18 protein-coding genes, 1 tRNA gene and 2 pseudogenes are annotated in these 24,080 nt (G+C 72.2%); 14 read left to right on the top strand and 7 right to left on the bottom strand.

The window, feature by feature from the left end:
• Positions 1-763 (bottom strand): annotated as a pseudogene (locus ACFUK0_RS33125) (hypothetical protein); the annotation flags it as partial.
• Positions 764-1,073: 310 nt separating this feature from the next.
• Here ACFUK0_RS33125 and pflB point away from each other — a divergent pair.
• Together pflB and pflA are read left to right on the top strand one after the other, a co-directional pair.
• Entirely contained in the window at positions 1,074-3,341 is a 2,268-nt protein-coding gene (gene pflB / locus ACFUK0_RS33120; protein WP_380256421.1) for a formate C-acetyltransferase, read from the top strand.
• 11 nt (positions 3,342-3,352) lie between these two features.
• Positions 3,353-4,213, top strand: a complete 861-nt coding sequence (gene pflA / locus ACFUK0_RS33115; RefSeq protein WP_380256419.1) for a pyruvate formate-lyase-activating protein — start codon at positions 3,353-3,355, stop codon at positions 4,211-4,213.
• 30 nt (positions 4,214-4,243) lie between these two features.
• Here pflA and ACFUK0_RS33110 read toward each other — a convergent pair whose 3' ends face one another.
• Both ACFUK0_RS33110 and ACFUK0_RS33105 read right to left on the bottom strand, forming a co-directional pair.
• Positions 4,244-4,510: a hypothetical protein gene (locus tag ACFUK0_RS33110; RefSeq protein WP_380256417.1), complete on the bottom strand. Its 267-nt coding sequence runs from the start codon at positions 4,508-4,510 to the stop codon at positions 4,244-4,246.
• Positions 4,511-4,546: 36 nt separating this feature from the next.
• On the bottom strand, positions 4,547-5,104 hold the full coding sequence (locus ACFUK0_RS33105) for an RNA polymerase sigma factor (protein WP_380256415.1): 558 nt from the start codon (positions 5,102-5,104) through the stop codon (positions 4,547-4,549).
• Positions 5,105-5,356: 252 nt separating this feature from the next.
• Between ACFUK0_RS33105 and ACFUK0_RS33100 the strand changes: the two genes are divergently transcribed.
• Both ACFUK0_RS33100 and ACFUK0_RS33095 read left to right on the top strand, forming a co-directional pair.
• The gene (locus ACFUK0_RS33100) at positions 5,357-5,821 is read left to right on the top strand and encodes a multiprotein-bridging factor 1 family protein (RefSeq protein WP_380256413.1); all 465 of its coding nucleotides are present in this window, start codon (positions 5,357-5,359) and stop codon (positions 5,819-5,821) included.
• A 53-nt stretch (positions 5,822-5,874) separates the two neighbouring features.
• Positions 5,875-6,450: a hypothetical protein gene (locus ACFUK0_RS33095; protein WP_380256411.1), complete on the top strand. Its 576-nt coding sequence runs from the start codon at positions 5,875-5,877 to the stop codon at positions 6,448-6,450.
• Positions 6,451-6,511: 61 nt separating this feature from the next.
• Here ACFUK0_RS33095 and ACFUK0_RS33090 read toward each other — a convergent pair whose 3' ends face one another.
• The 4 genes from ACFUK0_RS33090 to ACFUK0_RS33075 form a co-directional block, all read right to left on the bottom strand.
• Positions 6,512-8,569 (bottom strand): phosphocholine-specific phospholipase C, encoded by a 2,058-nt coding sequence (locus ACFUK0_RS33090; RefSeq protein ID WP_380256409.1) that lies wholly within the window; start codon positions 8,567-8,569, stop codon positions 6,512-6,514.
• Between the two features lie 169 nt (positions 8,570-8,738).
• Positions 8,739-9,398, bottom strand: coding sequence for a pentapeptide repeat-containing protein (locus ACFUK0_RS33085; protein WP_380256407.1), 660 nt, complete (start codon positions 9,396-9,398; stop codon positions 8,739-8,741).
• Between the two features lie 89 nt (positions 9,399-9,487).
• Positions 9,488-10,615, bottom strand: a complete 1,128-nt coding sequence (locus ACFUK0_RS33080) for a low temperature requirement protein A (protein ID WP_380256405.1) — start codon at positions 10,613-10,615, stop codon at positions 9,488-9,490.
• Between the two features lie 515 nt (positions 10,616-11,130).
• Positions 11,131-12,834: an ABC transporter family substrate-binding protein gene (locus ACFUK0_RS33075; RefSeq protein ID WP_380256403.1), complete on the bottom strand. Its 1,704-nt coding sequence runs from the start codon at positions 12,832-12,834 to the stop codon at positions 11,131-11,133.
• Positions 12,835-13,295: 461 nt separating this feature from the next.
• Here ACFUK0_RS33075 and ACFUK0_RS33070 point away from each other — a divergent pair, with 461 nt between their 5' ends.
• The 10 genes and pseudogenes from ACFUK0_RS33070 to ACFUK0_RS33025 all read left to right on the top strand — a co-directional run bounded on the left by ACFUK0_RS33070 (position 13,296) and on the right by ACFUK0_RS33025 (position 24,070).
• Positions 13,296-14,282: an ABC transporter permease gene (locus tag ACFUK0_RS33070; protein ID WP_380256425.1), complete on the top strand. Its 987-nt coding sequence runs from the start codon at positions 13,296-13,298 to the stop codon at positions 14,280-14,282.
• On the top strand, positions 14,279-15,235 hold the full coding sequence (locus tag ACFUK0_RS33065) for an ABC transporter permease (RefSeq protein WP_380256401.1): 957 nt from the start codon (positions 14,279-14,281) through the stop codon (positions 15,233-15,235). Before ACFUK0_RS33070 ends, ACFUK0_RS33065 begins: the two co-directional genes overlap by 4 nt.
• Positions 15,232-17,307, top strand: a complete 2,076-nt coding sequence (locus tag ACFUK0_RS33060; RefSeq protein ID WP_380256399.1) for a dipeptide ABC transporter ATP-binding protein — start codon at positions 15,232-15,234, stop codon at positions 17,305-17,307. The genes ACFUK0_RS33065 and ACFUK0_RS33060 overlap by 4 nt, the downstream gene beginning before the upstream one ends.
• A 111-nt stretch (positions 17,308-17,418) precedes the next feature.
• The gene (locus tag ACFUK0_RS33055) at positions 17,419-18,507 is read left to right on the top strand and encodes an MFS transporter (protein ID WP_380256423.1); all 1,089 of its coding nucleotides are present in this window, start codon (positions 17,419-17,421) and stop codon (positions 18,505-18,507) included.
• A complete protein-coding gene (locus ACFUK0_RS33050) occupies positions 18,504-20,804 on the top strand; it encodes a molybdopterin oxidoreductase family protein (protein WP_380256397.1) in 2,301 nt (766 codons plus the stop codon). Before ACFUK0_RS33055 ends, ACFUK0_RS33050 begins: the two co-directional genes overlap by 4 nt.
• A gap of 6 nt (positions 20,805-20,810) precedes the next feature.
• A pseudogene (locus ACFUK0_RS33045) lies at positions 20,811-21,377 on the top strand (4Fe-4S dicluster domain-containing protein); the annotation flags it as partial.
• Positions 21,378-21,514: 137 nt separating this feature from the next.
• Positions 21,515-22,102, top strand: coding sequence for a ubiquinol-cytochrome c reductase iron-sulfur subunit (locus ACFUK0_RS33040; RefSeq protein ID WP_380256395.1), 588 nt, complete (start codon positions 21,515-21,517; stop codon positions 22,100-22,102).
• Positions 22,099-22,452 (top strand): hypothetical protein, encoded by a 354-nt coding sequence (locus ACFUK0_RS33035; RefSeq protein ID WP_380256393.1) that lies wholly within the window; start codon positions 22,099-22,101, stop codon positions 22,450-22,452. Before ACFUK0_RS33040 ends, ACFUK0_RS33035 begins: the two co-directional genes overlap by 4 nt.
• 32 nt (positions 22,453-22,484) lie before the next feature.
• Entirely contained in the window at positions 22,485-23,915 is a 1,431-nt protein-coding gene (locus ACFUK0_RS33030; RefSeq protein WP_380256391.1) for an MFS transporter, read from the top strand.
• An 81-nt stretch (positions 23,916-23,996) separates the two neighbouring features.
• Positions 23,997-24,070: transfer RNA gene (locus ACFUK0_RS33025), tRNA-Lys, on the top strand.
• The last annotated feature ends 10 nt before the right edge of the window (positions 24,071-24,080 follow it).

The following is a 24,080-nucleotide window of genomic DNA, read 5'->3' as shown; positions in this document are numbered from 1 at the left end:
GCGGGAGGCCGGCGCCGGCTGCCAGCACGGCGGCGACGCCCCCGGCCAGCAGGCGGCCGCCGGCCCGGCGGCGCAGCAGGTCGGTGGGCTGGACCCGGACGGCGCACGGGTCGAACTCCGGCGAGCGGTCCAGGTCGCGGCCGGCCGCGCGGTGGGCGGCGTGGATCTGCTCGGCGTCAGCGAGGGCCGCGCCCGTGTCGGGCACGCCGGCGCCGGCGAGCAGCACGGCGGCGCGCTCCGTGGGCAGGCCCTCCAGCACCCGCAGGGCGTAGCCGGCGCGGGTGTGCGGCGGCGCCTTGGCGAGGGCCTGGTCCAGGGCGAGGTCCTCGGGGCTGCCGGCTGCCGTGAACAGGCGCAGGCCCCGGATCCTGGGCAGCGGGAGCAGTCGGCGGCCGGGCGGGGCGAGGGCGCCGCGCAGCACCTGGAGCCGGACGGCCTCGTACGCTCGGCCGTCGTAAGCCGGGTCTTCGTCGGCCTCGGCGGCCGTGCCGGGGTCGGCGGCGCGCAGGGCCCGCTGGACGACGGTGTGGGCGGCGAGGATCCGGCGGTGGCGGTCGGTGCCGCCGGGCAGTACGAGGTAGGCGAGCCGGGTCAGCTCGCGGTAGCCGCCGACGAGGGCGGCCTCGTGCTCCTTCAGCCGGGAGCCCCGGAGCAGGGGGCCTCCTCGCAGGGGGCCTCCCCGCTGTGCGCCCGGGGGTTTGCGCGGGCCGGGTGGTGCGGGCGCTATCGGCGCCTCGGAGGTGACGCTTTCCCGAGCGGGCATTCGAGGACTCCCTGCTGCGCACCGTGCTGGGGCCCGCCCCGACCGGGCGGGCGCCGCCTGACGCACTGCCAAACGACCGGATCATGGGATCGTCACGATGTCCCACGGTCCGGAGCGCTGTCCGGGGCCGCTCCCGCTCTCACCCGGACGGAGCAGCGAGCCGCGCACGGACCCGCACCCTTGCCGAGGGTGGGACGTGCGTGCGAGGGACGAAGGTCCCCCGCCTTCGGGACCTTCGAAGCCCGTGTGAGCTTGTGAACGGATTCACAATATAGTCACAGGGAACAACGGCGAAGCGGGAGCAGCACCAATGAGCACCCAGCACATCGAGCAGACCCGGAGCGGGGCCTGGCACGGATTCAAGGGCGGCCTGTGGCGCGACGCCATCGACGTCCGCGACTTCATCCAGCAGAACTACACCCCGTACGAGGGCGGCTCCTCCTTCCTCGCCGGCCCGACCGAGCGCACCACCTCGGTCTGGCGCCAGATCACCGACCGCTTCCCCGAGGAACGCGCCAAGGGCGTGTACGACGTCGCGTACGACATCCCCTCGACCATCACCGCGCACGCGCCCGGCTGGATCGACCGGGGCCGGGAGATCATCGTCGGCCTGCAGACCGACGCCCCGCTGAAGCGCGCGATCATGCCCAACGGCGGCTGGCGGATGGTCGCCGGCGCCCTGCGCACCTACGGGTACCCGGTCTCCGCCGAGCTGGAGAAGGTCTTCACCGAGTACCGCAAGACCCACAACGCCGGCGTCTTCGACGCGTACACCCCCGAGATCCGGGCCGCCCGCAAGGCCGGCATCGTCACCGGACTGCCCGACGCGTACGGGCGCGGACGGATCATCGGCGACTACCGCCGGGTCGCCCTGTACGGCGTCGACCGGCTGGCCGAGGGCAAGCTCGCCGAGAAGGCCGGCCTGGACGCCGCGCCCGGCGACCCGGCGACGCTGGAGGAGACCATCCGCGAGCGCGAGGAGCTCGCCGAGCAGATCCGCGCCCTGGAGGAGCTGAAGCGGATGGCCGCCGGGTACGGCCACGACATCTCCGGCCCGGCGGCCGACGGCCGCGAGGCCGTCCAGTGGCTCTACTTCGCCTACCTCGCCGCGGTGAAGGAGCAGAACGGCGCGGCGATGTCGCTCGGCCGCACCTCGACCTTCGTCGACGTCTACCTCCAGCGCGACCTGGCCGAGGGCCTGCTGACGGAGAGCGAGGCGCAGGAGATCGTCGACGACTTCATCATCAAGCTGCGGATCGTCCGCTTCCTGCGCACCCCCGAGTACGACGAGCTGTTCTCCGGCGACCCGACCTGGGTCACCGAGTCCATCGGCGGCATCGGCGAGGACGGCCGGCCGCTGGTCACCCGCACCTCGTTCCGCTACCTGCAGACGCTCTACAACCTGGGCCCGGCCCCCGAGCCGAACATGACGGTCCTCTGGTCGCCCGGCCTCCCGCAGGGCTTCAAGGAGTTCTGCGCCAGGGTCTCGATCGACACCTCCTCCGTCCAGTACGAGTCGGACGAGCTGATGCGCCCGCGCTTCGGCGACGACACGGCGATCGCCTGCTGCGTCTCCGCGATGGCCGTCGGCAAGCAGATGCAGTTCTTCGGCGCCCGGGTGAACCTCGCCAAGACGCTGCTCTACGCGATCAACGGCGGCCGGGACGAGAAGTCCGGCGCCCAGGTCGGCCCGGCGACGGGCGCGCTGACCGGCGAGGTGCTGGACTACGACGAGGTGCTGGCCGCGTTCGACCGGCAGATGGAGTGGCTGGCCGGGACGTACGTGCACGCGCTCAACGTCATCCACTACATGCACGACAAGTACGCCTACGAGCGCATCGAGATGGCACTGCACGACCGCGACGTCCGGCGCACCATGGCCTGCGGCATCGCCGGCCTGTCGGTGGCGGCGGACTCGCTGGCCGCGATCAGGTACGCGAAGGTCCGCCCGGTGCGCGACGGGAGCGGGCTCGCCACCGACTACCTGATCGAGGGCGAGTACCCCGCGTACGGCAACAACGACGACCGGGCCGACTCGATCGCCGTGTGGCTGGTCGAGGAGTTCATGCGCAAGGTGCGCAAGCACCCCACCTACCGGGGCGCCGAGCACACCCAGTCCGTGCTGACCATCACCTCCAACGTGGTGTACGGCAGGAAGACCGGGAACACCCCCGACGGCCGCCGGGCCGGCGAGCCGTTCTCCCCCGGCGCCAACCCGATGAACGGCCGGGACAACCACGGGTACGTGGCCAGCTCGCTGTCCGTCGCCAAACTCCCGTACGAGGACGCCGAGGACGGCATCTCGCTGACCAACACCGTCACCCCGGACGCACTCGGGCGCACCCCCGAGGAGCGGATCCGCAACCTCGCGGGCGTGCTCGACGGCTACACCGCCGTCGGCGGCTTCCACATGAACGTCAACGTCCTCGACCGGGAGACGCTGGTGGACGCGATGGAGCACCCGGAGGACTACCCGCAGCTGACCATCCGGGTCAGCGGCTACGCGGTCAACTTCGTCCGCCTCACCCGCGAGCAGCAGCTCGACGTGCTCAACCGCACCTTCCACGGATCGCTGTAGGAGGCCCCGCGATGGCCACCATGCTCGGCACCGTCATCCCGGTCGGCCCGCCGGCCGGAACCGCCGCGGGCGAGCCCAGCGCCGACGAACCGCTCGCGCACAGCTGCGCGACCACCCCGGCCGGCGCCGCCACCCGGCGCCCGGTCAGCGGGTCCGTGCACTCCTGGGACCTCTCCACCGGTGTGGACGGTCCCGGCACCCGCTTCGTCACCTTCCTCGCGGGCTGCCCGCTGAACTGCCTGTACTGCCACAACCCCGACACCATGAAGATGCGGAACGGCAGACGCACCACGGCCGACGACGTGGTGGCCGAGGCCCGGAAGTACACCGCCTTCATCCGGGCGGCCGGCGGCGGCGCCACCGTCAGCGGCGGCGAGCCGCTGCTGCAGCCGGTCTTCGCGGGTGAGCTGTTCCACCGGTTCAAGCACGAGCTGGGCCTGCACACCGCGCTGGACACCTCCGGGTTCCTCGGCGCCCGGGCCACGGACTCGCTGCTGGCCGACGTCGACCTCGTCCTGCTGGACATCAAGTCCTGGGACCGCGAGCTCTACCGCAAGGTCACCGGGCGGCAGTTGGACCCGACCCTGGACTTCGCGCGGCGGCTCGCCGATCTCGGCAAGGACGTCTGGGTGCGGTTCGTCCTCGTCCCCGGCCTGACCGATCCGACCGGGAACGTCGAGGGCGTCGCCGCCTTCGCCGCCTCGCTCGGCAACGTCTCCCGGGTCGACGTGCTGCCCTTCCACAAGCTGGGCGCCGCCAAGTACGAGGCCCTCGGCCAGGACTTCCCGCTGGCCGGCACCCCCACGCCCACGCCCCGGCAGGTCGCGGCCGCCCGGGAGCTGTTCGCCGCACACGGCCTCAACGCCGTCTGACGGCGGTGGAGGCGGTGCCGGCGACGGGCCTCAGCCGAGCGCGCCGCGCTGCTGCCGGGCCGCGCGCACACCGTGCCGGAACCGCTCCGGTGCGGTGCGCGGGCGCGGCCCGGCGGCCGACGCGGCGGCGCGGAGCGCGTCCCTTTCGGCGGTGAGGCCCGTGATCAGGTCGGCGGCCGCCGCCAGCCGGCGCTGCTGCTCGGCCAGGGCCTCCCCCAGCTGCGCGAGCTCCCGCGTCATCGCCTTCCACGACTCGGCGCTGCGCCGGTGCCGCCCGGCGCCGTGTCCCATGGTCATCGCCGGCTTCCTTCCCTCACTCGGCTTTCCCGGTGGTCAGACGGCGGGGGCGAGCGCCCGGCGCAGCGAGCCGCGCGCCCGGTAGGTGAGCGTCTTCACGGCGCCGACCCGCAGGCCGGTCGCGACGGCGATCTCCCGCGAGGTCAGGCCGTCCCAGTAGCGCAGCCGCAGCGCCCGGCGCTGGGCGTCGGTCAGGGTGCCCATCGCGACGCCGACCCGGGCCGCGTCGAGCGCGGCGAGGACGGCGGCCTCGACCCGGACCCCGGAGTCCGAGTCCGCCACGGCGGCCACCACGGTCTCCCGGCTGGTCGAACGGCGCTTGAGGTGGTCCACCAGGAGGTTCCGGGCGATCGTGACGAACCAGGCGCCGATGTCCGTGCCCGTCCACCGGTACCCGCCGATGCAGCGCATCGCCCGCACGAAGGTGTCCTGGGTGAGGTCCTCGGCCAGCGCCCGGTCGGCCGTGCGGCGCCAGAGGTAGGCCAGCACCGGGCCCCGGTACGTCCGGTACAGCTCCGTCCAGGCCGCCGGATCCCCGGCCTGGGCCTGCCGGATGAGTGTCGGTGGCGCCGTGTTGATGCCGTGACAGGTCAAGTCTGCTCCCTCGGTCCGAGCCGTGCCGGTGCTGCGGGCTGCGCAGGCCCGGCCTGCGCGAGCGACAACATAATGGCCTCGCACGCATGCAAGCAAGGGCTTTCGAGGTACCCGTAGAGGGGAAATCGCCGACCAAGATCCAGGCGTTCAGCCGTCATTGCAACGGACTTACCACCCAAAGCGGCGCGATCTGCAATGATGCATGCATGCAAGCCACTACACCTCGGCATGCACGCGCGGTAGCCTGCCGACATGCCCACCACACACGACGGCGCAGAGCCGACGACACCAGCCGAGCGCTTCGGGGCAGTCGTCCACGCGGCCGCCCAGCGCGCCGGGTACAACCTCAGGACCGGGTCCGGCGGGCGGGCCGCCCTGGCCAAGGACACCGGGATGAGCGCGTCCGCCGTCGGGCGCATGCTGCGTGGCGAGACCCTGCCCCGGCCCTCCCAGTTCGAGCGCATCGCCCGGGCCGTCCACCTCGATCTGCACGACCTGCTCGTGCGCGGCGGGGTCATCTCGCCGGATTCCGCCAACGATCTGTCAGAACGAGTACGCTCACTGCCCATCACTCCTGAGGAAGCGGCAGACGCATGGGGCATCAGCAACCCCATGATTCGCAAAATCCTCCTCGCCAACATCCGGCAGGCCATCGGCATGCAACGGGACAGCGAGCGGGATCAGGAGCAGGCGGGGGGCAACACCGCACAGAGATAGAGGTGAAGCGAGGCATGGCGAGACATGCGTCCGCATCGACTTCGGTACTGAGAGTGCTTCTTCCGGTCGCCGGCCTCGCACTGGTGACGGTCGGCGGCCGCGGGACCCCGTGGGGGCCGTTCCTCGCCGCCGCCACCGCCGCGGTCCTGGTCATGACGGAGGTCGCACTCGCCCGCGTCCACCTGTGGATCAGCAACGCCGACGCACAGGTGCGCCGCCACCTCGCCGTCGTCCTGGCGGAACAGGCCGGGCTCGTCGACCAGCGGGCCCGGTTCGCCGCCGAGATCGCCGGCTGGCAGCAGCAGCGGGCGGAGGAACGGCGCAGGAACGAGCAGGAGATCGAGGGCCTGGTCGAACTCCTCGACGCGGTGCGCAGCCAGCTGTCCCGCGCCGAGGACGCCACCGCCGCGGCGAGCACCGAACTCGCTGACCTCGCCGGCGAGTGGAACGCCCTGGTGCAGGAGGCGATGCAGATGGGGGCGGACGTCTTCACCCGCAGGCCCGCGGGCGCCTCCCCGCCGGCCAGGGGCCGCACCGCGGCGCAGAAACCGCACACCGTCCCGGGCCCGCCCGGCCCGCCCCCGTTCGAGGAGTCCGACGCGGCGGACCAGCGGCGCACCCTGTCCTGAGACCGCCCGCGCCGCCCGCCCGGCCACCGGTGGCCGGGCGGGCGGCGGCGGATCGGCGGGATCAGCCGGTGACGCTGGCCGCGCCGGTCTCCAGGTGGCCGGAGAAGCGCTGCGACCAGGTGCTGTCCGAGCTCACCGTGACGGTGAAGTCGTACCAGCCGTTCTGGCCCGCGACGGCGTTGAAGAAGTCGCTGACACTGCCGCCGGCCGGCACCTGGTACGTCCAGGTACCGGTGCGGTAGTTGTTCGACGTGATGGTGAAGGTGACCGCCGCCGCCGCGGAGTTGGCCATCCGGAACCAGAGCGCCAGCTTGCCGCTGCCGGCCTCGACCGCGTACGAGGCGGTGACCGCCGCGTTCTTGCCGGCCTTGGTGGCGTCGCCCTTGAAGCGGCGCAGGAAGCGGTTCGGGCCGGTGACGCTCAGGTCGTAGGGGCCGTTGCCGTAGCCCGGGCCGACGTTGAAGAAGTCGCTCTGCTCGCCGCCCGCGTCCACCGTGTACTGCCAGGGCCCGCCGCTGCGGTAGGCGTTGGCGTACGCCGCGAAGTGCGAGGCGCTCACGGCGGCCGGGCCGGTGTTGGCCATCTTCAGCCACACCTTCATCACGCTGTTCGCGCCGAACTCCAGGTGGTCCAGGTTCGCGTTCGGCTGGTACGGCAGCGCGCGGGCCGGGCGGGTGCCGCCCTCCTGCGCGGGCAGCGCGTTGGTGACCGGCGCCGGGTTGGGCAGCGGGCCGCAGGCGGACAGGCCGATGACGGCGTCGGTGTTCGGCAGCGCGGGCATCCCGTACACCGGGTTGGCGAAGTCGAAGACGCCGGTCAGGTCGCCGGTCACCTTGCGGCGCCAGGCGCTGATGTTGGGGCAGGTCGCGGGCTTGCCGATGGCGGCCGTCCAGCGCTCCATGAAGCGCAGCACCGAGGTGTGGTCGAAGACCTCGGAGTTCACCCAGCCGCCGCGGCTCCACGGGGAGATCGCGATCATCGGCACCCGGAAGCCCAGGCCGATCGCCGTGTTGCTGTAGAACTCACCCGCGGTGCCGGCCGGCGGCGACGGCGGCGGTACGTGGTCGAAGAAGCCGTCGTTCTCGTCGTAGTTGAGGAACATGACGGTGGAGTTGAAGACGTTCGGGTCCGCGTTCAGCGCGTCCATCACCATGTGCACGAAGTGCGCGCCGTCGGCGGGCGTGGCGTACGGGTGCTCGGAGGAGGCCTCGTCGGCGACCACCCAGGAGACCTGCGGCAGGGTGCCGTTCAGCACGTCGGCGCGGATCGCGGCCGCGATGTCGTCCGGGGTGCGGCCGGTGACCTTCGGGACGGAGCCCATGCCCCGGTCGTGCAGCGGGTTGCCGGCCGGCGCGTCGGTGAACTGCTTGAAGTACGCCAGGGCGTTGTCGCCGTAGTTGTCGGCGGCGTTCTGGTAGACCTTCCAGCTGACCCCGGCGTTCTGCAGCGCCTCGGCGTACGTCTGCCAGCGCAGCCCGGACTCGTCGCCGCCGTTGTAGGCCGGGCCGCCGGCCGTGCCCGCCGGGTCGATCGTGCCGCTCCAGTGGAACGTGCGGTTCGGGCCGGTCGCGCTCAGCGTCGAACAGAAGTAGGCGTCGCAGATCGTCCAGTTCTCGGCGAGCGCGAAGTGGAACGGGATGTCGGCGCGCTGGAGGTGGCCGAGGGTGCGGACGTTGCCCTTGGCGAGCACCCAGGAGTCCATCTTGCCGCCGTTCCAGGCGGTGTGCTGGTCGTTCCACGAGTGCGCGAGGTCGCCGTTGCACTGTGCGAGGCGCTCCGGGTCCGCGCCGCCGGCCGGCTTGGTGGCGCTGAACGCCCACGGGTACTGCCGGCCGAGGCCGTTCGGCTGGTTGAAGACGCTGTAGCCCCCCGCCACCTGGATCGCGCTGCGGTCGGCGAAGCCGCGCACGCCGCGCAGCGTCCCGAAGTAGTGGTCGAAGCTGCGGTTCTCCTGCATCAGCACCACGATGTGCTGGGCGTCGGTGAGTGTGCCGGTGTTCGCCAGGCCCGCCGCCGAGGCGGTGGCGGCGGCGCCGGCGGCGGTCGAACCCGCCACCGCCGCGCCCGCCGCCGCACTCGCGGAGAGGGCCATGAACTTCCTACGACTCAGCTCGGCCATCAGACCGGCCCGTCCCTTCGCTAGCGATGTTGTGTACACACGTTGTGGACACGACACCGGTCGCGGAGCATCCTCACGCAGGCCGGAGCAGCGGGCCAGAGCCGCGCAGCAGGATTACGGGACTGTTCGCCCGCGCGTCGACGGGCGCTCACCGGGTGAACGCCCGGCGTCAGCGGTCCTTGACCGTGATGCCCAGTGCCTGGGCGAACTGCGGTGCCAGCTCGAACAACTGACTACTGCTGATCAGCGCCCCGCGCAGCCCCTCGTGCCCGTCGGTCAGCCCCAGCCCGACGGCGCCGCGCAGGTCCACCTTCGACAGCTTGGCCCCGCGCAGCCGCACCTCCTCCAGCGTCGACCCCGGGAACGTCACCCCCGTCAGCTTCGCGTCCCCGAAGTCCACGTCCCGCAGCACGCAGTCCTCGAACACCACGTCCCGCAGGACGGCCGCCCGCAGGTTGACCGCCTCCAGCTTGCACTGGCGCAGCACCACCCGGCGCAGCGCCGACCCGTGCGCGGCGATCCCCGCCAGCACCCCGCCGAGCACCGAGGCGTCCTGCCACTCGCTCTCCGACAGGTCGCACGCCACCCACCGGCTGCCCTGCACCCACACCTCGTTGAACCGCGCCTGCCGCAGCTTCACCCTGCTGAACGCCACCCCCGTGAACGCGCACTCCAGGAACGTCGCGCCCCCGGCCGCCTGGTCGGTGTACTCCCCGCCGTCGAAGTGCACCGTGTCGTACCGCTCGTCCCGCCGCAGCGGCCCCGCCTGCGGCTGCAGCAGATGCCCGTACGGCAGATCGTCGAACCGGTCGGGTACGGACGGCGGCATGGCAGGGCCTCACAATCACCTTCGACACTCCTGGCCCCGGCATCCTCGCACGCCCCACCGACAACACCGCCGGAGCGCACTCGGGCCGGTCACCCCTCCCGGGCGGCCAGTGCCACGCCCGCGGCCACCGCTGCGGCGGCCACCAGGCCGGCGGCCAGGACGCCGGGGGTGCCGAGGGCGGTGCAGGCGAGGACGGCGGCCGCGGCGGCGGGGAGGACGGCCTGGGCGGGGCCGGACTTGTTGTGGCGGGAGTGCAGCAGCCAGACGGTGAGCAGGTAGAGGGCGCTCGGGACGGTGACGGCGGCGGTCGCGGCGGTCTCGGAGATGTGGGCCTGGTGGACGGCGGACTCGACCGCCACCTCCAGGCCGGCGCCGATCGCGGCGGCCGAGCCGAGGACGAGGTAGTGGCCGTAGCCCCAGACGAACGCCTGCCGGTTGGCCCGCAGGTGCTCGTGGACGGAGCGGGCGAAGTAGATCCACCAGGCGGCGAAGCAGAGCAGCAGGCCGCCGACGGCGATCGGGACCAGCCGGCCGAGGGCCTCGTGCTCGTCCACCGCCGACTGGACGGCGACGGTGGCGGCGGCCACCGTCTCGCCGAGGACGATCAGGGTGAAGAGGCCGTAGCGTTCGGCGATGTGGTGCGGGTGCCAGCTGGTCCGGGTGCGCAGTTCGGCCAGCAGGGGGACGGCGAGCTCGGCGAGGACCCCGAGCGGGATGACGTACGGCCGGACGTCCGCCGGGAGTTGGAGGACGAGGACCCAGCCGATCTGGACGAGGGTGATGCCCGCGGCGTACCGCAGGGCGACGGTGCGGGCCGGGCCCTCCTCGCTCCTGGCGGCGCGCAGCCACTGGGTGACCATCGCCAGCCGCATCACCACGTAGCCGGTGACGGCGAGGGCGAGGTCCTGGTCGGCGAACATCCGGGGCACGCCGGCCGCGAGGATGAGCACACCGGTGATCTGGACGAGGGTGGTGATCCGGTACGGCACGTCGTCGCAGTCGTAGGCGGAGGCGAACCAGGTGAAGTTCATCCAGGCCCACCAGATCGCGAAGAACGCGAACAGGTAGCCGACCAGCGCGACCTGGACGTGCCCGGCCGCGAGGTCGTGCGCGAGTTCGCGGCCGGCCTGGGCGACGGCGACCACGAAGCAGAGGTCGAAGAAGAGCTCCAGCGGGGTGGCGGCGCGGTGGGGTTCGTCCCAGCTGCGCGGGACCATCCTCCGGACGGGCTGCGTGTCGGGGTTGCGGGTACGGGTCGCTGGGGGTCGGGGTGCTGCGGGGCCGCCGGTCATCTGCTCGCCTTCCGAGGGGTGCTGTCCCGGCGATCCTGACAGCAGGGCAGCGGCAGCGAGCACCAACACACGCAACCCCACGGCACGCCGAACGTACCGGTTTCACCCGTTTTGCCGTACTGTCAGCGATAGTTGACGAGGCGGTGCGCGATCCGGGTGACAGCTCGGCAGGTTCCGGGCGCGCCCCGTGGCGCACGTCAGGTCCGCATCGTTCGCCCCGCTAGATTCGTCCCCGGCCGGAATCAGGTGGAACGACGACATGGGCGCCCTGCGGGCAACGCGGAAGGTCAAGGCCGGTGGTGGGACACGGGGCGGGCGTCACCTGCCGTTCCGCCGTGTCCGCACCGCCGGCCCCGTGATCACCGCGCTGCTCGTCAGCGCCCCCTGTCGGCGTTCGCCGCCGCCGGCCGCCTGCGCTCCGGAAGGGGGAGACGGGAGGGTTACTTCTCCCAGCCGGTCTTGGTGAGGTCCGAGCTGGCCAGGCCGAACGCCCCGTCGTTGGCGAGGCCCTTGCGGACCGCGAGCACGGTCGGGCGCTGGTACAGCTCCACCGTGTGGCCGAGCTCCCAGATCTTGGCGTCCGCCTGGTTGTAGAGCTTCGCGGCCTCCGCCGGGTCGACCGAGCCGGCCGCCTTCTTCAGCAGGGCGTCGACCTCGGGGCTGCCGATCTTGGAGTAGTTGCCGAACACGTTGTCGCCCTGCGGCAGCCGGAAGTTCGAGAGGCTGGTGGAGAGCGGGAACGAGTCGGTGTTGCGCCAGCTGGCGATGTCGAACTTGCCCTGGTTGACGTACTTGGCGAAGAAGTCGTTGCTGGCGACCTTGTCGATGTCGACCTTCACCCCCGCGGCCAGCCACATGCTCTGGGCGGCGGTGGCCAGGTCGACCTGGGCCTGCGCGGCCCCGTCGTTGAAGATCCAGTGCAGTTCGAGCGGCTGCCCGTCCTTGGTGCGCGGCTGCCCGGCGGCGGCCTCCTTCCAGCCCGCCTCGTCGAGCAGCTGCTTGGCCGCCGCGAGGTCGAACTTCCCCCAGTCGCCGGAGTTGTCCTGGTAGCCGGCCTGGTTGGGCATGAAGATGTGGTTGCCGAGCAGCTTGAACTCGACCGGCACGCCGTTGTTGGCGATCTTGATGAGTGACTGCCGGTCCAGCGCGCGCCCGAGCGCCTGCCGCACCTTCTGGTCCGCGACGGCGCCCCCGCTGCCGAACGACAGGTGCACCTCGTCCCACGGGCTGGCGGCCCGGATCACGGCGTCCTTGGCGTCCTTGAGCTGCCCGTAGGCCGTGGCGGTTCCCGCCGTCGCCAGGTCGATCTCGTTGTTCAGGAACGCCTGGGTGACGGCCGACTGGGACATCACCCGGTAGGTGACCTTGTCCAGCTTGGGCTTCGTCCCCCACCAGTTCGGGTCCGGGACGAGGGTGAGGGTCTGCGCGGTCTTGTCGGCGGTGCCGATGGTGAACGGGCCGGCGGTGACCGGCACCTTCTCGACCCAGCCCTTGTTGAAGTCGTCCGGGGTGGCGATGCCGGCGGCCGGGATCAGCGGCCTGAACAGGTTCTGCCAGTCCGCGTACGGCTCCGAGAAGGTCACCTTCACCTCGCCGGGGCCGGCGCCCTGTTCGACGGCGGAGATCAGCTCGTAGCCGGAGGAGTCGGCGATGTTGTACGCCTGGTCCTTGCCGTTGGTGGCCTGCCAGTCCGCCTTGAAGTCGAGGTAGCTCAGCGGCTTGCCGTCGGACCACTTGGCCTTGGGGTTGAGCCTGTAGGTGATCACCTGCGGGGAGGTGGAGGTGACCTCGGCGTCGAGCAGGTAGTCGGCCGCCGGCCGGAAGGTGCCGGAGGCGTCCACCTTGAAGAGGTCGGGTTCCAGCACGCGCATGATCTCGACCGCGTCCCCGTACCGGCCGTCGACCTGGAACGGGTTCCACTGGGTGATCCACTGGTACAGCGGGTAGCGGACCTCTCCGCCGTCCTTGATCTGGTCCAGCGGCTTCGGGTTGGTGTCGCTGGAGCCCTGTCCCGGCGGCTCGCTCTTCGCCACGCTGTCGCCCGCCGCGCCGCCGCCCGAGCTGCACGCGGTGAGCGCCAGTGCGACGGCGGCGGCGAGGGTGGCCGCCCGGGTGAGGCGGCGGGCGGGGCTGGATGCGTCCATGAGGGATCTCCTCGGGAGGTCGGGGCCGGGCCCCGGGTCGGGACCTCGACGGATCGGGCGGCCAGGAGTCGGGCTTCAACGGGTCGGTCTTCAACAGGTCGGGTTTCGACGAGTTGGGCACCACCAGGTGTGGCGGCACTTGAGCGTGGGCAGCCAAGTCGGTGCCGGCCAGGCGAACGTAACAGCCGATCAGTTTCCGTACCAGAGGGTGATGTTCACATCTGATCGAAATGAAACAGGCCGCAATACCGCCGCAACACAGCGGCCGTAGGCCGGTGCAACACTCTGACCTGCCGCTTCGCCGACCCCGCCGAAGCGGTACGCGTCGCACCCCGGCACGGCCCACCGGCCGCGCCCACAGGGCTGCTGCGCGAACCTGCTCAGACCACCCATCGAGCGAAGGCCAATCACCATGTCCACCAGGTGCACGAACGACACCGCCACCCCCGGTGGCGGCTGAGATGGTCCGCTACCTGGTGAAACGCACGGGCTACTACGCGGTGCTGCTGGTCGCCGCGGTCTTCCTCTCGTACGCGCTGTCCTCCAGTGCGCTCCAGCCCCGCGCCTACTTCGAGGCGAAGGTGCCGCACCCCGCCGCCGCCTCGGTGGAACGCCAGCTGACCGCGCTCAACATCAACGACCACACGCCCGTGGTGGAGCGCTTCGGCCACTGGGCCGGCGGCGTCCTGCTGCACGGCGACCTCGGCCGCACCATCCACGACACCCCCGTGAACGACGACTTCCGCCGCCGGGTCCAGGTCTCGCTGCGGCTGCTGCTGATCGGCAGCCTGCTCGGGATGCTGCTGGGGGTGGCCGGCGGCGCGTGGAGCGCGGTGCGGCAGTACCGGATCTCCGACCGCGCGCTGACCCTGGTCTCGTTCGTCCTGCTCTCCACCCCGGTGTTCCTGCTCGCGCTGCTCCTCAAGAACGGCGCCATCGCCGCCAAGGACATCGCGGGCCACGAGGTCGTCCCGTTCACCGGCTACGAGACGCCGGGGCTGACCGGCGGGCTCGGCGCCCACCTCGGCGACTGGGCCCTGCACCTGCTGCTGCCGACCCTCTCGCTCGCGCTGGGCGGCCTCGCCACGTACAGCCGCTACCAGCGCGGCACCATGCTGGACGTGCTCGGCTCCGACTACCTGCGCACCGCCGAGGCCAAGGGCCTGACCCGCAACCAGGCGCTGCTGCGGCACGGCCTGCGGACGGCCGTCATCCCGATGTCGACGATGTTCGCCTACAGCTTCCTGGGCATCTTCACCGGCGCCGCGTTCACCGAGACGATCTTCGGCTGGCACGGCATGGGCGAGTGGTTCATCCAGTCGATCAACGAACAGGACGTCAACGCGGTGGTCGCCGTCAACCTCTTCGCGGCGGTGGTGGTGCTCGCCTCCGGCTTCCTGGCCGACACCCTGCACGCGGCCCTGGACCCGAGAGTGCGGACTTCATGACGGACGCCGGACAGATCGCCGCCGCGCCCCCCGCGGCCGCGCCGATCGGCGACGGCCTCCGGCCGGCCGGGCGCGGACGCCTGGTGCTCGGCCGGCTGCTGGCCGCCCGCTGGGCGGTGGCGGGCGCCGTGACGGTGCTGCTGCTGTTCGTCCTCGCCTTCGCCGGCCCGCACCTGATCCCCTGGGACTACGCCACCCCGGACTACACCGCGCTGCGCCGGCCGCCCTCCGCCACCCACTGGTTCGGCACCAACGGCATCGGCCAGGACGTCTTCGCGCAGACCCTGCGCGGCCTGCAGAAGTCGCTGGTGATCGGCCTGCTGGTCGCCCTGTTCTCCACCGCGCTGGCCTCGCTGGTCGGCGCCTGCGCCGGGTACTTCGGCGGCTGGACGGACCGGCTGCTGATGTTCCTGGTCGACCTGATGCTGGTGCTGCCGAGCTTCCTGCTCATCACCATCGTCTCGCCGAAGCTGAGGGGCGCCGGCTGGATCGCCTTCGTCGCGCTGCTCGCCCTGTTCAACTGGATGATCACCGCCCGGGTGATCCGCTCGATGACGATCTCGCTGAAGGCACGCGAGTTCGTCCGCGCCGCGCAGTTCATGGGGGTGCGGCCGCTGCGGATCATCCTGCGGCACATCCTGCCGAACGTCGCCTCCTTCCTGATCATCGACGCGACCATCGCGGTCGGCGGCGCGGTGATGAGCGAGACGGCGCTCTCCTACTTCGGCTTCGGCGTCCGCGCCCCGGACGTCTCGCTCGGCACCCTGCTCGCCGCCGGCACCTCCGAAGCACCGGTGTTCCCCTGGCTGTTCTACTTCGCCGCCGGGCTGCTGGTGCTGTTCGTCCTCGCCGTCAACCTGGTCGGGGACGGGCTGCGCGACGCCCTCGACCCGACCTCCGAGGGTGCCCGCCCCGCCCGCCGGCGCCGCACCGGGAACCGGAGCAGCAGTTGAGCACCGCCACCGCCACCGACCTGCTGACCGTCCGCGACCTGCGGGTGGACTTCGCCGGCCCGCGCGGACGGGGCGCCGTGCCCGCCGTACGCGGGGTGGACCTGACCGTGCGGCGCGGCGAGACGCTCGGCATCGTCGGCGAGTCCGGCTCCGGCAAGTCCGTCACCGCGCTCGCCGTCCTGGGCCTGCTGCCGGGCACCGCCGCCGTCCGGGGCTCGGTGCGGCTGGACGGCCGGGAGCTGGTCGGCCTGCCGGACCGCGAACTGGCCGCCGTCCGGGGGCGCAGGATCGCGATGGTCTTCCAGGACCCGCTCTCCGCCTTCACCCCCGTGCACCGGATCGGCGACCAGATCGCCGAGGCGCTGCGCATCCACCAGCCGCTCGACCGGGCCGCCGCCCGCAGACGCGCCGCCGAACTCCTCGACCTGGTCGGCATCCCCGACCCCGGCCGCGCCCTGGACGGCTTTCCGCACGAGTTCTCCGGCGGCATGCGCCAGCGCGCGATGATCGCCATGGCCGTCGCCAACGACCCGGACGTCCTGCTCGCCGACGAGCCCACCACCGCCCTGGACGTCACCATCCAGGCCCAGGTGCTGGACGTGCTGCGGACCGCGAAGCGGGAGACCGGCGCCGCGCTCGTCCTGGTCAGCCACGACCTCGGGGTGATCGCCGGAATGGCCGACCGGGTCGCCGTGATGTACGCGGGCCGGGTGGTGGAGACGGCGGGCGTCGACGAGCTGTTCGCACGGCCCCGGCACCCGTACACGCTCGGGCTGATCGGCGCCGTCCCCCGGCTGGACGCCCGGGGCGGGCCGCTGGTGCCGATCCCCGGCGCCCCGCCCGCGATGGCCGAGTTGCCGCCCGGCTGCCCGTTCGCGCCCCGCTGCCCGCTCGCCGAGGACCGCTGCCGCACCGCCGAACCCGCGCTGACCGGCCCGGACGGCGCCGCCGGCCACCTGGCGGCCTGCGTCCGGGCGGACGAGCTCGCCGCGCGCCGGGCCGCCCCGGCCGAGGTCTACCCCGTCCCGCCCGTCCCGCCGGCCGCACCGGCCCCGCCCCGGGCGGAGCGCGGGCCCGTGCTGCGGGTCAGCGGGCTGGTCAGGACCTTCCCCGTGCTCAAGGGCAGCGTGTTCCGGCGCAGGGCCGGGGAGGTGTACGCCGTCGACGGCGTCGAGCTGGACATCCGGGCCGGCGAGACGCTCGGGCTGGTCGGCGAGTCCGGCTCGGGCAAGTCCACCACGCTGTACGAGCTGCTGAACCTGGCGAAGCCGCAGGCCGGCCGGATCGAGATCCTCGGCCAGGACACCGCCGGGCTCACCCGGGCCGCCGCACACCGGCTCCGCGCCGAACTCCAGATCGTCTTCCAGGACCCGATGGCCAGCCTCGACCCCCGGCTGCCCGTCGGCGACGTGATCGCCGAACCGCTGCGCGCCCAGCGCGCCCCGCGCGAGCTGATCGCCCGGCGGATACCCGAGCTGCTGCGCCAGGTCGGGCTCGACCCGGCGCACGCCGCCCGCTACCCGCACCAGTTCTCCGGCGGGCAGCGCCAGCGGATCTCGATCGCCCGCGCGCTGGCCGTCCGGCCGAAGCTGCTCGTCCTGGACGAACCCGTCTCGGCCCTGGACGTGTCCGTCCAGGCCGGCGTGCTCAACCTGCTGCAGCGGCTGAAGGCCGAACTGGGGCCGGCGTACCTCTTCGTCTCCCACGACCTGTCGGTCGTCCGCCACCTCGCCGACCGGGTCAGCGTGATGTACCTCGGCCGCACCGTGGAGCAGGGCGAGGTCTCCGCCGTCTTCGACCGCCCCCGCCACCCCTACACCCGGGCCCTGCTCTCCGCCGTCCCGCTGCCCGACCCCGCCGCCGAGCGCTCCCGCACCCGCATCCTGCTCGCGGGCGACCCGCCCTCCCCCACCGAGCGCCGCACCGGCTGCGCCTTCCGCACCCGCTGCCCCGTCTACGCCGCTCTCGACGCCGCGCCCCGCGCCCGCTGCGAGCAGCAGGCCCCGCCGCTCGCCGACGCCTCCCCGGGCGCGGACCACGCGGCGGCCTGCCACCACCCGCCGGCCGGCTGACCCGGCCGGCCCCGTTCACCCGTACGCACCGCCCGGCGCGCGGGGCCGACGGACCGTCAGTAGCTTCCGAAGCAGCCGTACCCACGCCTGCTTGGAGGTACCCCGGTGGCAGTGACCGAGTCGGCGGACGCCCCGCCCCACGAGCACCCGCCCGACCCCGCACCGCCCGGCCGGTCCGTCACCGTCCGGGCGTCGCTGGTGGCCACCGGAGTGACGCTGCTGCTCCTGGTGGCCATCGTGCTGGGCAGCCGGGGCCTGCGGGACTTCGACTCGGCGCTCGTCCCCTACACCGTGGCGACGGTCTTCCTGGCCTTCGGCATCGCCTACCGGTACACCGTGTGGGTCTCGGCGCCGGCCGCCCGCAGGCTGTTCCGGCAGGGCTGGCGGGCGGCGCTGTCCTGGGACAACCTGCGCAGCGCCCCGACCGCGCTGCCCCGCATGATCGCCACCTACCTGGGGTTCCAGAAGTTCCTCGGGGCCCGCTCGCACGCGCGCTGGGCCGCGCACCAGCTGATGTTCTGGGGCTGCCTGCTGGCCGCCGCGATCACCTTCCCGCTGACCTGGGGCTGGTTCACCTTCACCGCCTCCAGCGCGGCCGGGCCCGGGTACGAGATGCGGATCTGGGGCTTCAAGGTGCTGGGCTTCGACTCGGCGAGCTTCTTCGGCTGGGCCATGTACCACGGGCTCGACCTGGCGGCGGTGCTGGTCATCGCGGGCGCCGGGTACTTCCTCTGGCGGCGCTTCCGGGACCGCGAGGCGATCACCGGGCAGCGCTTCGGCTACGACTTCGTACCGCTGATCGCGCTGCTCACCATCTCGGTGACGGGCCTGCTGCTGACCTTCTCCGAGCTGGCCCTGCACGGCGGCGGCTACGAGTTCCTCTCGATCCTGCACATGGCCTCGGTGGTGCTGACGCTGGTGTACCTGCCGTTCGGCAAGTTCTTCCACATCGTGCAGCGCCCGGCGGCCGTCGGGATGCAGCTGTTCAAGTACACCGCCCGGCGGGCGGCCGGGCAGCAGGTGTTCGCCTGCCGCAAGTGCGGTGAGCCGGTCGACGCCGCGCCGTACGTGGAGAACCTGCGCGCCACCATGCGCGACCTCCGGCTCGGCTTCGACGAGTGGGCCGAGTACTGCCCGCGCTGCAAGCGGGTGCTGCGCGGCAGTGCCTACCTCTCCCACGTGAAGCGGGGTTACAAGTGACGGCCGAGTTCGTGCCGCTGGATCCGTCCGTCTCCCCGCGCGGCACCCGCAACTTCCGCGACGCGGGCGGCCTGCCGGCGTCCGGCTGGCGGGCCGACCAGGCCGAGGAGACCCTCGTCCCGACGCACTGCTGCTTCTGCGGTGTGCAGTGCGGGATGTACCTGCGGGTGAACAGCGCGGGCAAGGTCTTCGGCGTCGAGCCGCGCAACCACGACATCAACCGGATGCGGCTCTGCCCCAAGGGGATCAACGCCTACCAGCAGGTCAACCACCCGGACCGGCTGACCGCACCGCTGATCCGCCGCTCCCGGGACGAGCCGTTCCGGCAGGCCACCTGGGAGGAGGCGCTGTCGTACACGGTGGACGAGATCCGGCGGATCCAGCGCGAGCAGGGAGTGGACGCCTTCGGGCTGCTGGGCGGCGCCAGCCTGTTCTCCGAGAAGACCTACCTGGTGGGCAAGTTCGCCCGGGTCGCGCTGAAGACCCGGCACGTGGACTACAACGGCCGGCTCTGCATGGTGAGCGCCGCCGGGGCCAACAAGCTGGCCTTCGGCATCGACCGGGCGGCCAACCCGTTCTCCGACATCCTGCAGACGGACTGCCTCCTGATCGCCGGCTCCAACGTCGGCGAGTGCTTCCCGGTGATGACGCAGTACGTCTGGGGAGCCCGGGACCGCGGCGCCAAGCTGATCGTGATCGACCCGCGCGAGACGGCGGTCGCCCGCACCGCCGACGTCCACGTCGCCCTCAAGTCCGGCACGGACTCGGCGTTCTTCAACGCCGTGCTGCACGTGATCGTCGAGGAGGGGCTCACCGACGAGGCCTTCGTCGAGGCGCACACCACCGGCTGGGCCGAGCTGAGGGCCAAGGTCGCCGAGTACCCGCCGGAGCGGTCCGCGGTGATCTGCGGGGTGCCCGCCGAACAGATCGTCCAGGTCGCGCGGATGTTCGGCACCGCCGAGCGGGCGATGGCCTGGCACGCGCGCGGCATCGAGCACCACACCCAGGGCGTGGAGAACTGCCTCAGCGTCATCAACCTGTGCGCCGCGACCGGCAACCTCGGCCGGCCGGGCGCCGGTTACGGCACCATCACCGGGCAGGGCAACGGGCAAGGCGGCCGCGAGCACGGCCAGAAGGCCGACCTGCTGCCGGGCGGGCGGTCCATCAACGACCCGGTGCACCGGCAGCAGATCGCCGGGATCTGGGGCATCGAGGAGGCCGACCTCCCGCAGGCCGGCACCTCGATGATGGAGATGGTCTGGCAGATGCAGCGCGGCGAGATCCGCGGGCTGATCGGCATCTGCAACAACCCCTTCGTCTCGCTGCCCAACTACGCGGTGGTCAAGGACGGCTACGACAAGCTGGAGTTCCACGCGCAGTTCGACTTCTTCCTCTCCGAGACCTCGCAGAACGCCCACGTGGTGTTCCCGGTGACCACCTGGGCGGAGGACGAGGGCGTGATGGCCAACGCCGAGGCCCGGGTGGTGAAGCACAACAAGGCCCAGGAGCCGCCGAGCGGCGTGCGCACCGACACCTGGGTGATGTGCGAACTGGCCCGGCGGCTCGGGGCGGGCGACAAGTTCGACTTCGCCGGCTCGCGCGAGGTCTTCGACGAGCTGCGCCGGGCCTCGGCCGGCACGGTGATCGACTACTACGGCATCACGTACGAGCGGCTGGAGGAGACCGGCGGCATCGCCTGGCCCTGCCCGGACCTCGAACATCCCGGCACACCACGGCTGTTCGAGGGCGGGAAGACGTACCACCCGGACGGCCGGGTGCACCTCCAGGTCGTCGAGTGGCACCCGCCGGCCGACCCGTTCGACGACGAGTACCCGATGACGCTGACCACCGGGCGCACGGTCGCGCACTTCCTGTCCGGCAACCAGACCCGGCGGCTCGGCGCCCTGGTCGAGCAGACGCCCCGGCCGTGGGTGGAGATCCACCCCTCGCTCGGGTTCCGCAACGGCGAGGCGGTACGGGTGGTGACCCGGCGCGGCGAGTCGGTGCTGCCCGCGCTGGTGACGGAGGCGATCCGCGCCGACCACGTCTTCGTGCCCTACCACTGGCCGTACCCGGTGGCGGCGAACGCGCTGACCATCGACGCGCTGGACCCGCGCTCCAAGATCCCCGAGTACAAGGTGTGCGCGGTGCGGATCGAACGGGCGGAGCGGCTCGACCCGGTGCCGGCGCCGCCGACCCCGCCCGGCCGGGAGAGCTACCCCGAGGCCCAGGTCTCCCGTACCGACCCGCTGCCGCCGACCGCCCCGCAGGGGCGCGGCACCGCCGAGAGGGGCTGACCCGGCATGCTCGGACGCACCATCTTCATCGACCCCGGCCGCTGCATCGGCTGCCAGGCCTGTGTGTCGGCCTGCCGGGAGTGCGACTCGCACCGCGGCAAGTCGATGATCCACCTGGACTACCCGGACGAGGGCCGCTCGGTCGCCTCGCTGCCCACCGTCTGCATGCACTGCGAGGACCCGGTCGCGCCGTGCGCCGAGGTCTGCCCGGCCGACGCCATCCTGATCACCGCCGACGGCGTCGTCCAGGAGGCCGACCCGACCCGCTGCATCGGCTGCGGCAACTGCGTGAACGCCTGCCCGTTCGGCGTGCCGAAGATCGACCTCGAAGCCAAGCTCCAGATGAAGTGCAACCTCTGCTACGACCGCACCTCGTACGGGCTGGCACCGATGTGCGCGACGGTGTGCCCGACCGGCGCGCTGTTCTACGGCACCTTGGAGGAACTCCGGGCGGAGCGGCCCGGGGTGGACGTCTCCAGCATGTTCGCCTTCGGGGCGGTCACCGTCAGCACCGGCGTCGCCATGGTGGTGCCCGCCGAACAGCACGCCACCCCCGTGCCCGGCGGGCTGCCCCCCGGCGGCCTGCTGGTCGCCGACGTCACGGCCGGCACGGTGACCGGCGCCTCCCGCTCGGACGGGCTGGCGGCCGGCGGCCTGCTCAGAGTGATCGAGGTCAACGGGCGCCCGACGCCCGGGAACGGAGCACCGGCGTGAGCGAGCGAACGCCCGAGGAGCAGGACGCCCTGGTCGACCGGATCAGCGCCGACTCCCTGACCACCCGCCGGGACTACCTGCGGATCGTCGCCACCGTCTCCGGCGGGCTGGCCGTCGGATCGACCCTGGTCTCGGCCGGGGTGCTGCACCGGCACGGCGACGGCGCGGCCGACCCGCTGAAGGTCGCCGACCTGCTGCCCAAGGGCCGGGCCGTGACCTTCAACTACCCCGGCGAGGAGGACCGCGCGATGGCGATCCGGCTCGACGACGGCACCCTCGTCGGGTACTCCACCGTCTGCACCCACCTGGCCTGCGGCGTGCTCTGGCGCGATGACCACGCCGAGGAGGACGGGCTCTACTGCCCGTGCCACGAAGGCGTGTTCAACGCCCGGACGGGCGAGGTCACGGCCGGGCCGCCGCCCCGCCCGCTACCGAAAGTGATCATGGTCGAGGACGCAGTCGGCGCCGTCTGGGCCGTCGGCACCGCCCGCTCGGGCGAGAGCGAGGAGGCCGGGCTCTGCCGCGGCCTGGTCAGCCGCAACCCCGGGCTCGCCGACCGGGCCGGCTGCGGGCGGCAGCGATGACGTACCCGCCGGAGTACACCCCGGGCAGCGCCGAGCCCCGGCTCAACCGGCCCGTGCCGGAGCGCTACCCGCAGATCCGCTCCACCAGCGGCTACGCCGACCCGCGGGTGCGCCACACCGGGCCCGGCCCGGGGGCGGGCACCGACCACGAGCCCGAGCGGTCCGCGATGCTCACCGCCCGGGTCGTCGTCGCGATCACCATCGTGATCGGCCAGCTGTGGGCCCTGACCGTCGCCACCGACGCCTGGATGGAGGGCCGTACCTCCACCGCCTGGTGGTGCACCGGCTTCTCGGCCGCCTCGTTCCTGATCGTCCTCCTCGCGTGGCGAATCGGCCCGCGCGACCGCTGAAGCCCTCCGGCTCCCCCTTAAGGCAGGCAGAGTTGAGCACCACCGAGGAGAAGCCCGACCGGGAGTCGGGCCACCGCAAGGACAGCTACCGCCCCGGGTCCAGCATCTCCGCCTGGCACCCGGAGGATCCTTCGTTCTGGGAGTCCACCGGCCGCCGGGTCGCCAACCGGAACCTCTGGGTCTCCGTACCGGCCCTGCTGCTCGCGTTCGTGGTCTGGCAGGTCTGGTCGGTGACGGTCGTCCAGCTGAGCAAGGTCGGCTTCACCTACAGCGACTCGCAGAAGTTCTGGCTGACCGCCATCCCCGGCCTGACCGGCGGCGCCGGCCGGCTCGTCTACACCTTCGTCGGCCCGATGGTCGGCGAGCGCCGGTGGACGGCGTTCAGCACGATCATCCTGGTCGGCCCGCTGCTCTGGCTCGGCTTCGCCGTCCAGGACACCTCGACGCCGTACATCGTGATGGTGGCCATCGCGGCGCTCTGCGGGATCGGCGGCGCCAACTTCTCCTCGTCGATGGTGAACATCGGCTTCTTCTTCCCCAAGGCGAAGAAGGGCAACGCCAACGGCATCAACGGCGGCCTCGGCAACCTCGGCGTCAGCGTCGTCCAGCTGGTCGCGCCGCTCGTCATCACGGCCGCCGTCCTCGGCCCGCCGGCCGGCGGGCCGCACCAGCAGAAGGACGGCACCGACGTCTGGCTGCAGAACGGCGCCTTCCTGTGGATCCCGCTGCTGGTGATCATGGCGTTGCTGGCCTGGTTCCTGATGAACGACCTCAAGGTCGCCGCCGCGCCGTTCTCCAAGCAGAAGATCATCTTCCGGCGGAAGCACAACTGGGTGATGACCCTGCTCTACGTCGGCACCTTCGGCTCCTTCATCGGCTTCGCCTCCGCCCTGCCCAACCTGATCAACACCACCTTCACCCCGATCAACCCCGACTACTCCGCCACCAAGTACGCCTGGGTCGGCCCGTTCATCGGCGCCCTCACCCGCTGGCTCGGCGGCTGGCTCGGCGACAAGGTCGGCGGCGCCCGCTGCACGATGATCTCCTTCGTCGGCATGGCCGCCTCGATCATCGTCGTCATCAACGCCCTCCCGGCCGGCGGCGACGACGGCAACTTCTGGCTGTTCTACGGCGGGTTCCTGGCCGCCTTCTTCTTCTCCGGCATCGGCAACGGCTCGACCTTCCGGCAGATCCCGGTGATCTTTCTCAACCAGCACCGGGCCGCCGCGGCCGGCCAGGGCGAGCAGGCCCTGGAGGAGGCCCGCAAGCAGGCCGAGATGGAGGCGGGCGCGGTCACCGGCTTCTCCGCCTCGATCGCCGCCTTCGGCTTCTTCTTCATCCCCGCGATGTTCGCGCTCTTCCCGGTGACCAGCTCGCTCTGGGTCTTCATCGGCTTCTACGCCGTCTGCCTGGTCGTCTGCTGGTGGTACTACGCCCGCAAGGGCGCCGAGGCCCCCAGCTGAGCCCCTGCTACCCACCGTGACGAAGGGGTGGCGATTCGGTGGATCAGCTCATCAGCGTGTAACGTCTCCCGGGTCAGACAGGCGCCGCTAGCTCAGTTGGTTAGAGCAGCTGACTCTTAATCAGCGGGTCCGGGGTTCGAGTCCCTGGCGGCGCACAGACAACCG

This window comes from Kitasatospora sp. NPDC057223 (genome assembly GCF_042669755.1).
Lineage (GTDB): Bacteria > Actinomycetota > Actinomycetes > Streptomycetales > Streptomycetaceae > Kitasatospora.
The sequence above is the reverse complement of the archived record's forward strand: the minus strand, read 5'-3'. Positions and strand labels throughout refer to the sequence as shown.

Bases quoted from the DNA above. Each gene is read 5' to 3' on its own strand.
- pflB (WP_380256421.1), top strand. From the start codon at position 1,074: ATGAGCACCCAGCACATCGAGCAGACCCGGAGCGGGGCCTGGCACGGA.
- pflA (WP_380256419.1), top strand. From the start codon at position 3,353: ATGGCCACCATGCTCGGCACCGTCATCCCGGTCGGCCCGCCGGCCGGA.
- ACFUK0_RS33110 (WP_380256417.1), bottom strand. From the start codon at position 4,510: ATGACCATGGGACACGGCGCCGGGCGGCACCGGCGCAGCGCCGAGTCG.
- ACFUK0_RS33100 (WP_380256413.1), top strand. From the start codon at position 5,357: ATGCCCACCACACACGACGGCGCAGAGCCGACGACACCAGCCGAGCGC.
- ACFUK0_RS33090 (WP_380256409.1), bottom strand. From the start codon at position 8,569: ATGGCCGAGCTGAGTCGTAGGAAGTTCATGGCCCTCTCCGCGAGTGCG.
- ACFUK0_RS33085 (WP_380256407.1), bottom strand. From the start codon at position 9,398: ATGCCGCCGTCCGTACCCGACCGGTTCGACGATCTGCCGTACGGGCAT.
- ACFUK0_RS33080 (WP_380256405.1), bottom strand. From the start codon at position 10,615: ATGGTCCCGCGCAGCTGGGACGAACCCCACCGCGCCGCCACCCCGCTG.
- ACFUK0_RS33075 (WP_380256403.1), bottom strand. From the start codon at position 12,834: ATGGACGCATCCAGCCCCGCCCGCCGCCTCACCCGGGCGGCCACCCTC.
- ACFUK0_RS33070 (WP_380256425.1), top strand. From the start codon at position 13,296: ATGGTCCGCTACCTGGTGAAACGCACGGGCTACTACGCGGTGCTGCTG.
- ACFUK0_RS33065 (WP_380256401.1), top strand. From the start codon at position 14,279: ATGACGGACGCCGGACAGATCGCCGCCGCGCCCCCCGCGGCCGCGCCG.
- ACFUK0_RS33035 (WP_380256393.1), top strand. From the start codon at position 22,099: ATGACGTACCCGCCGGAGTACACCCCGGGCAGCGCCGAGCCCCGGCTC.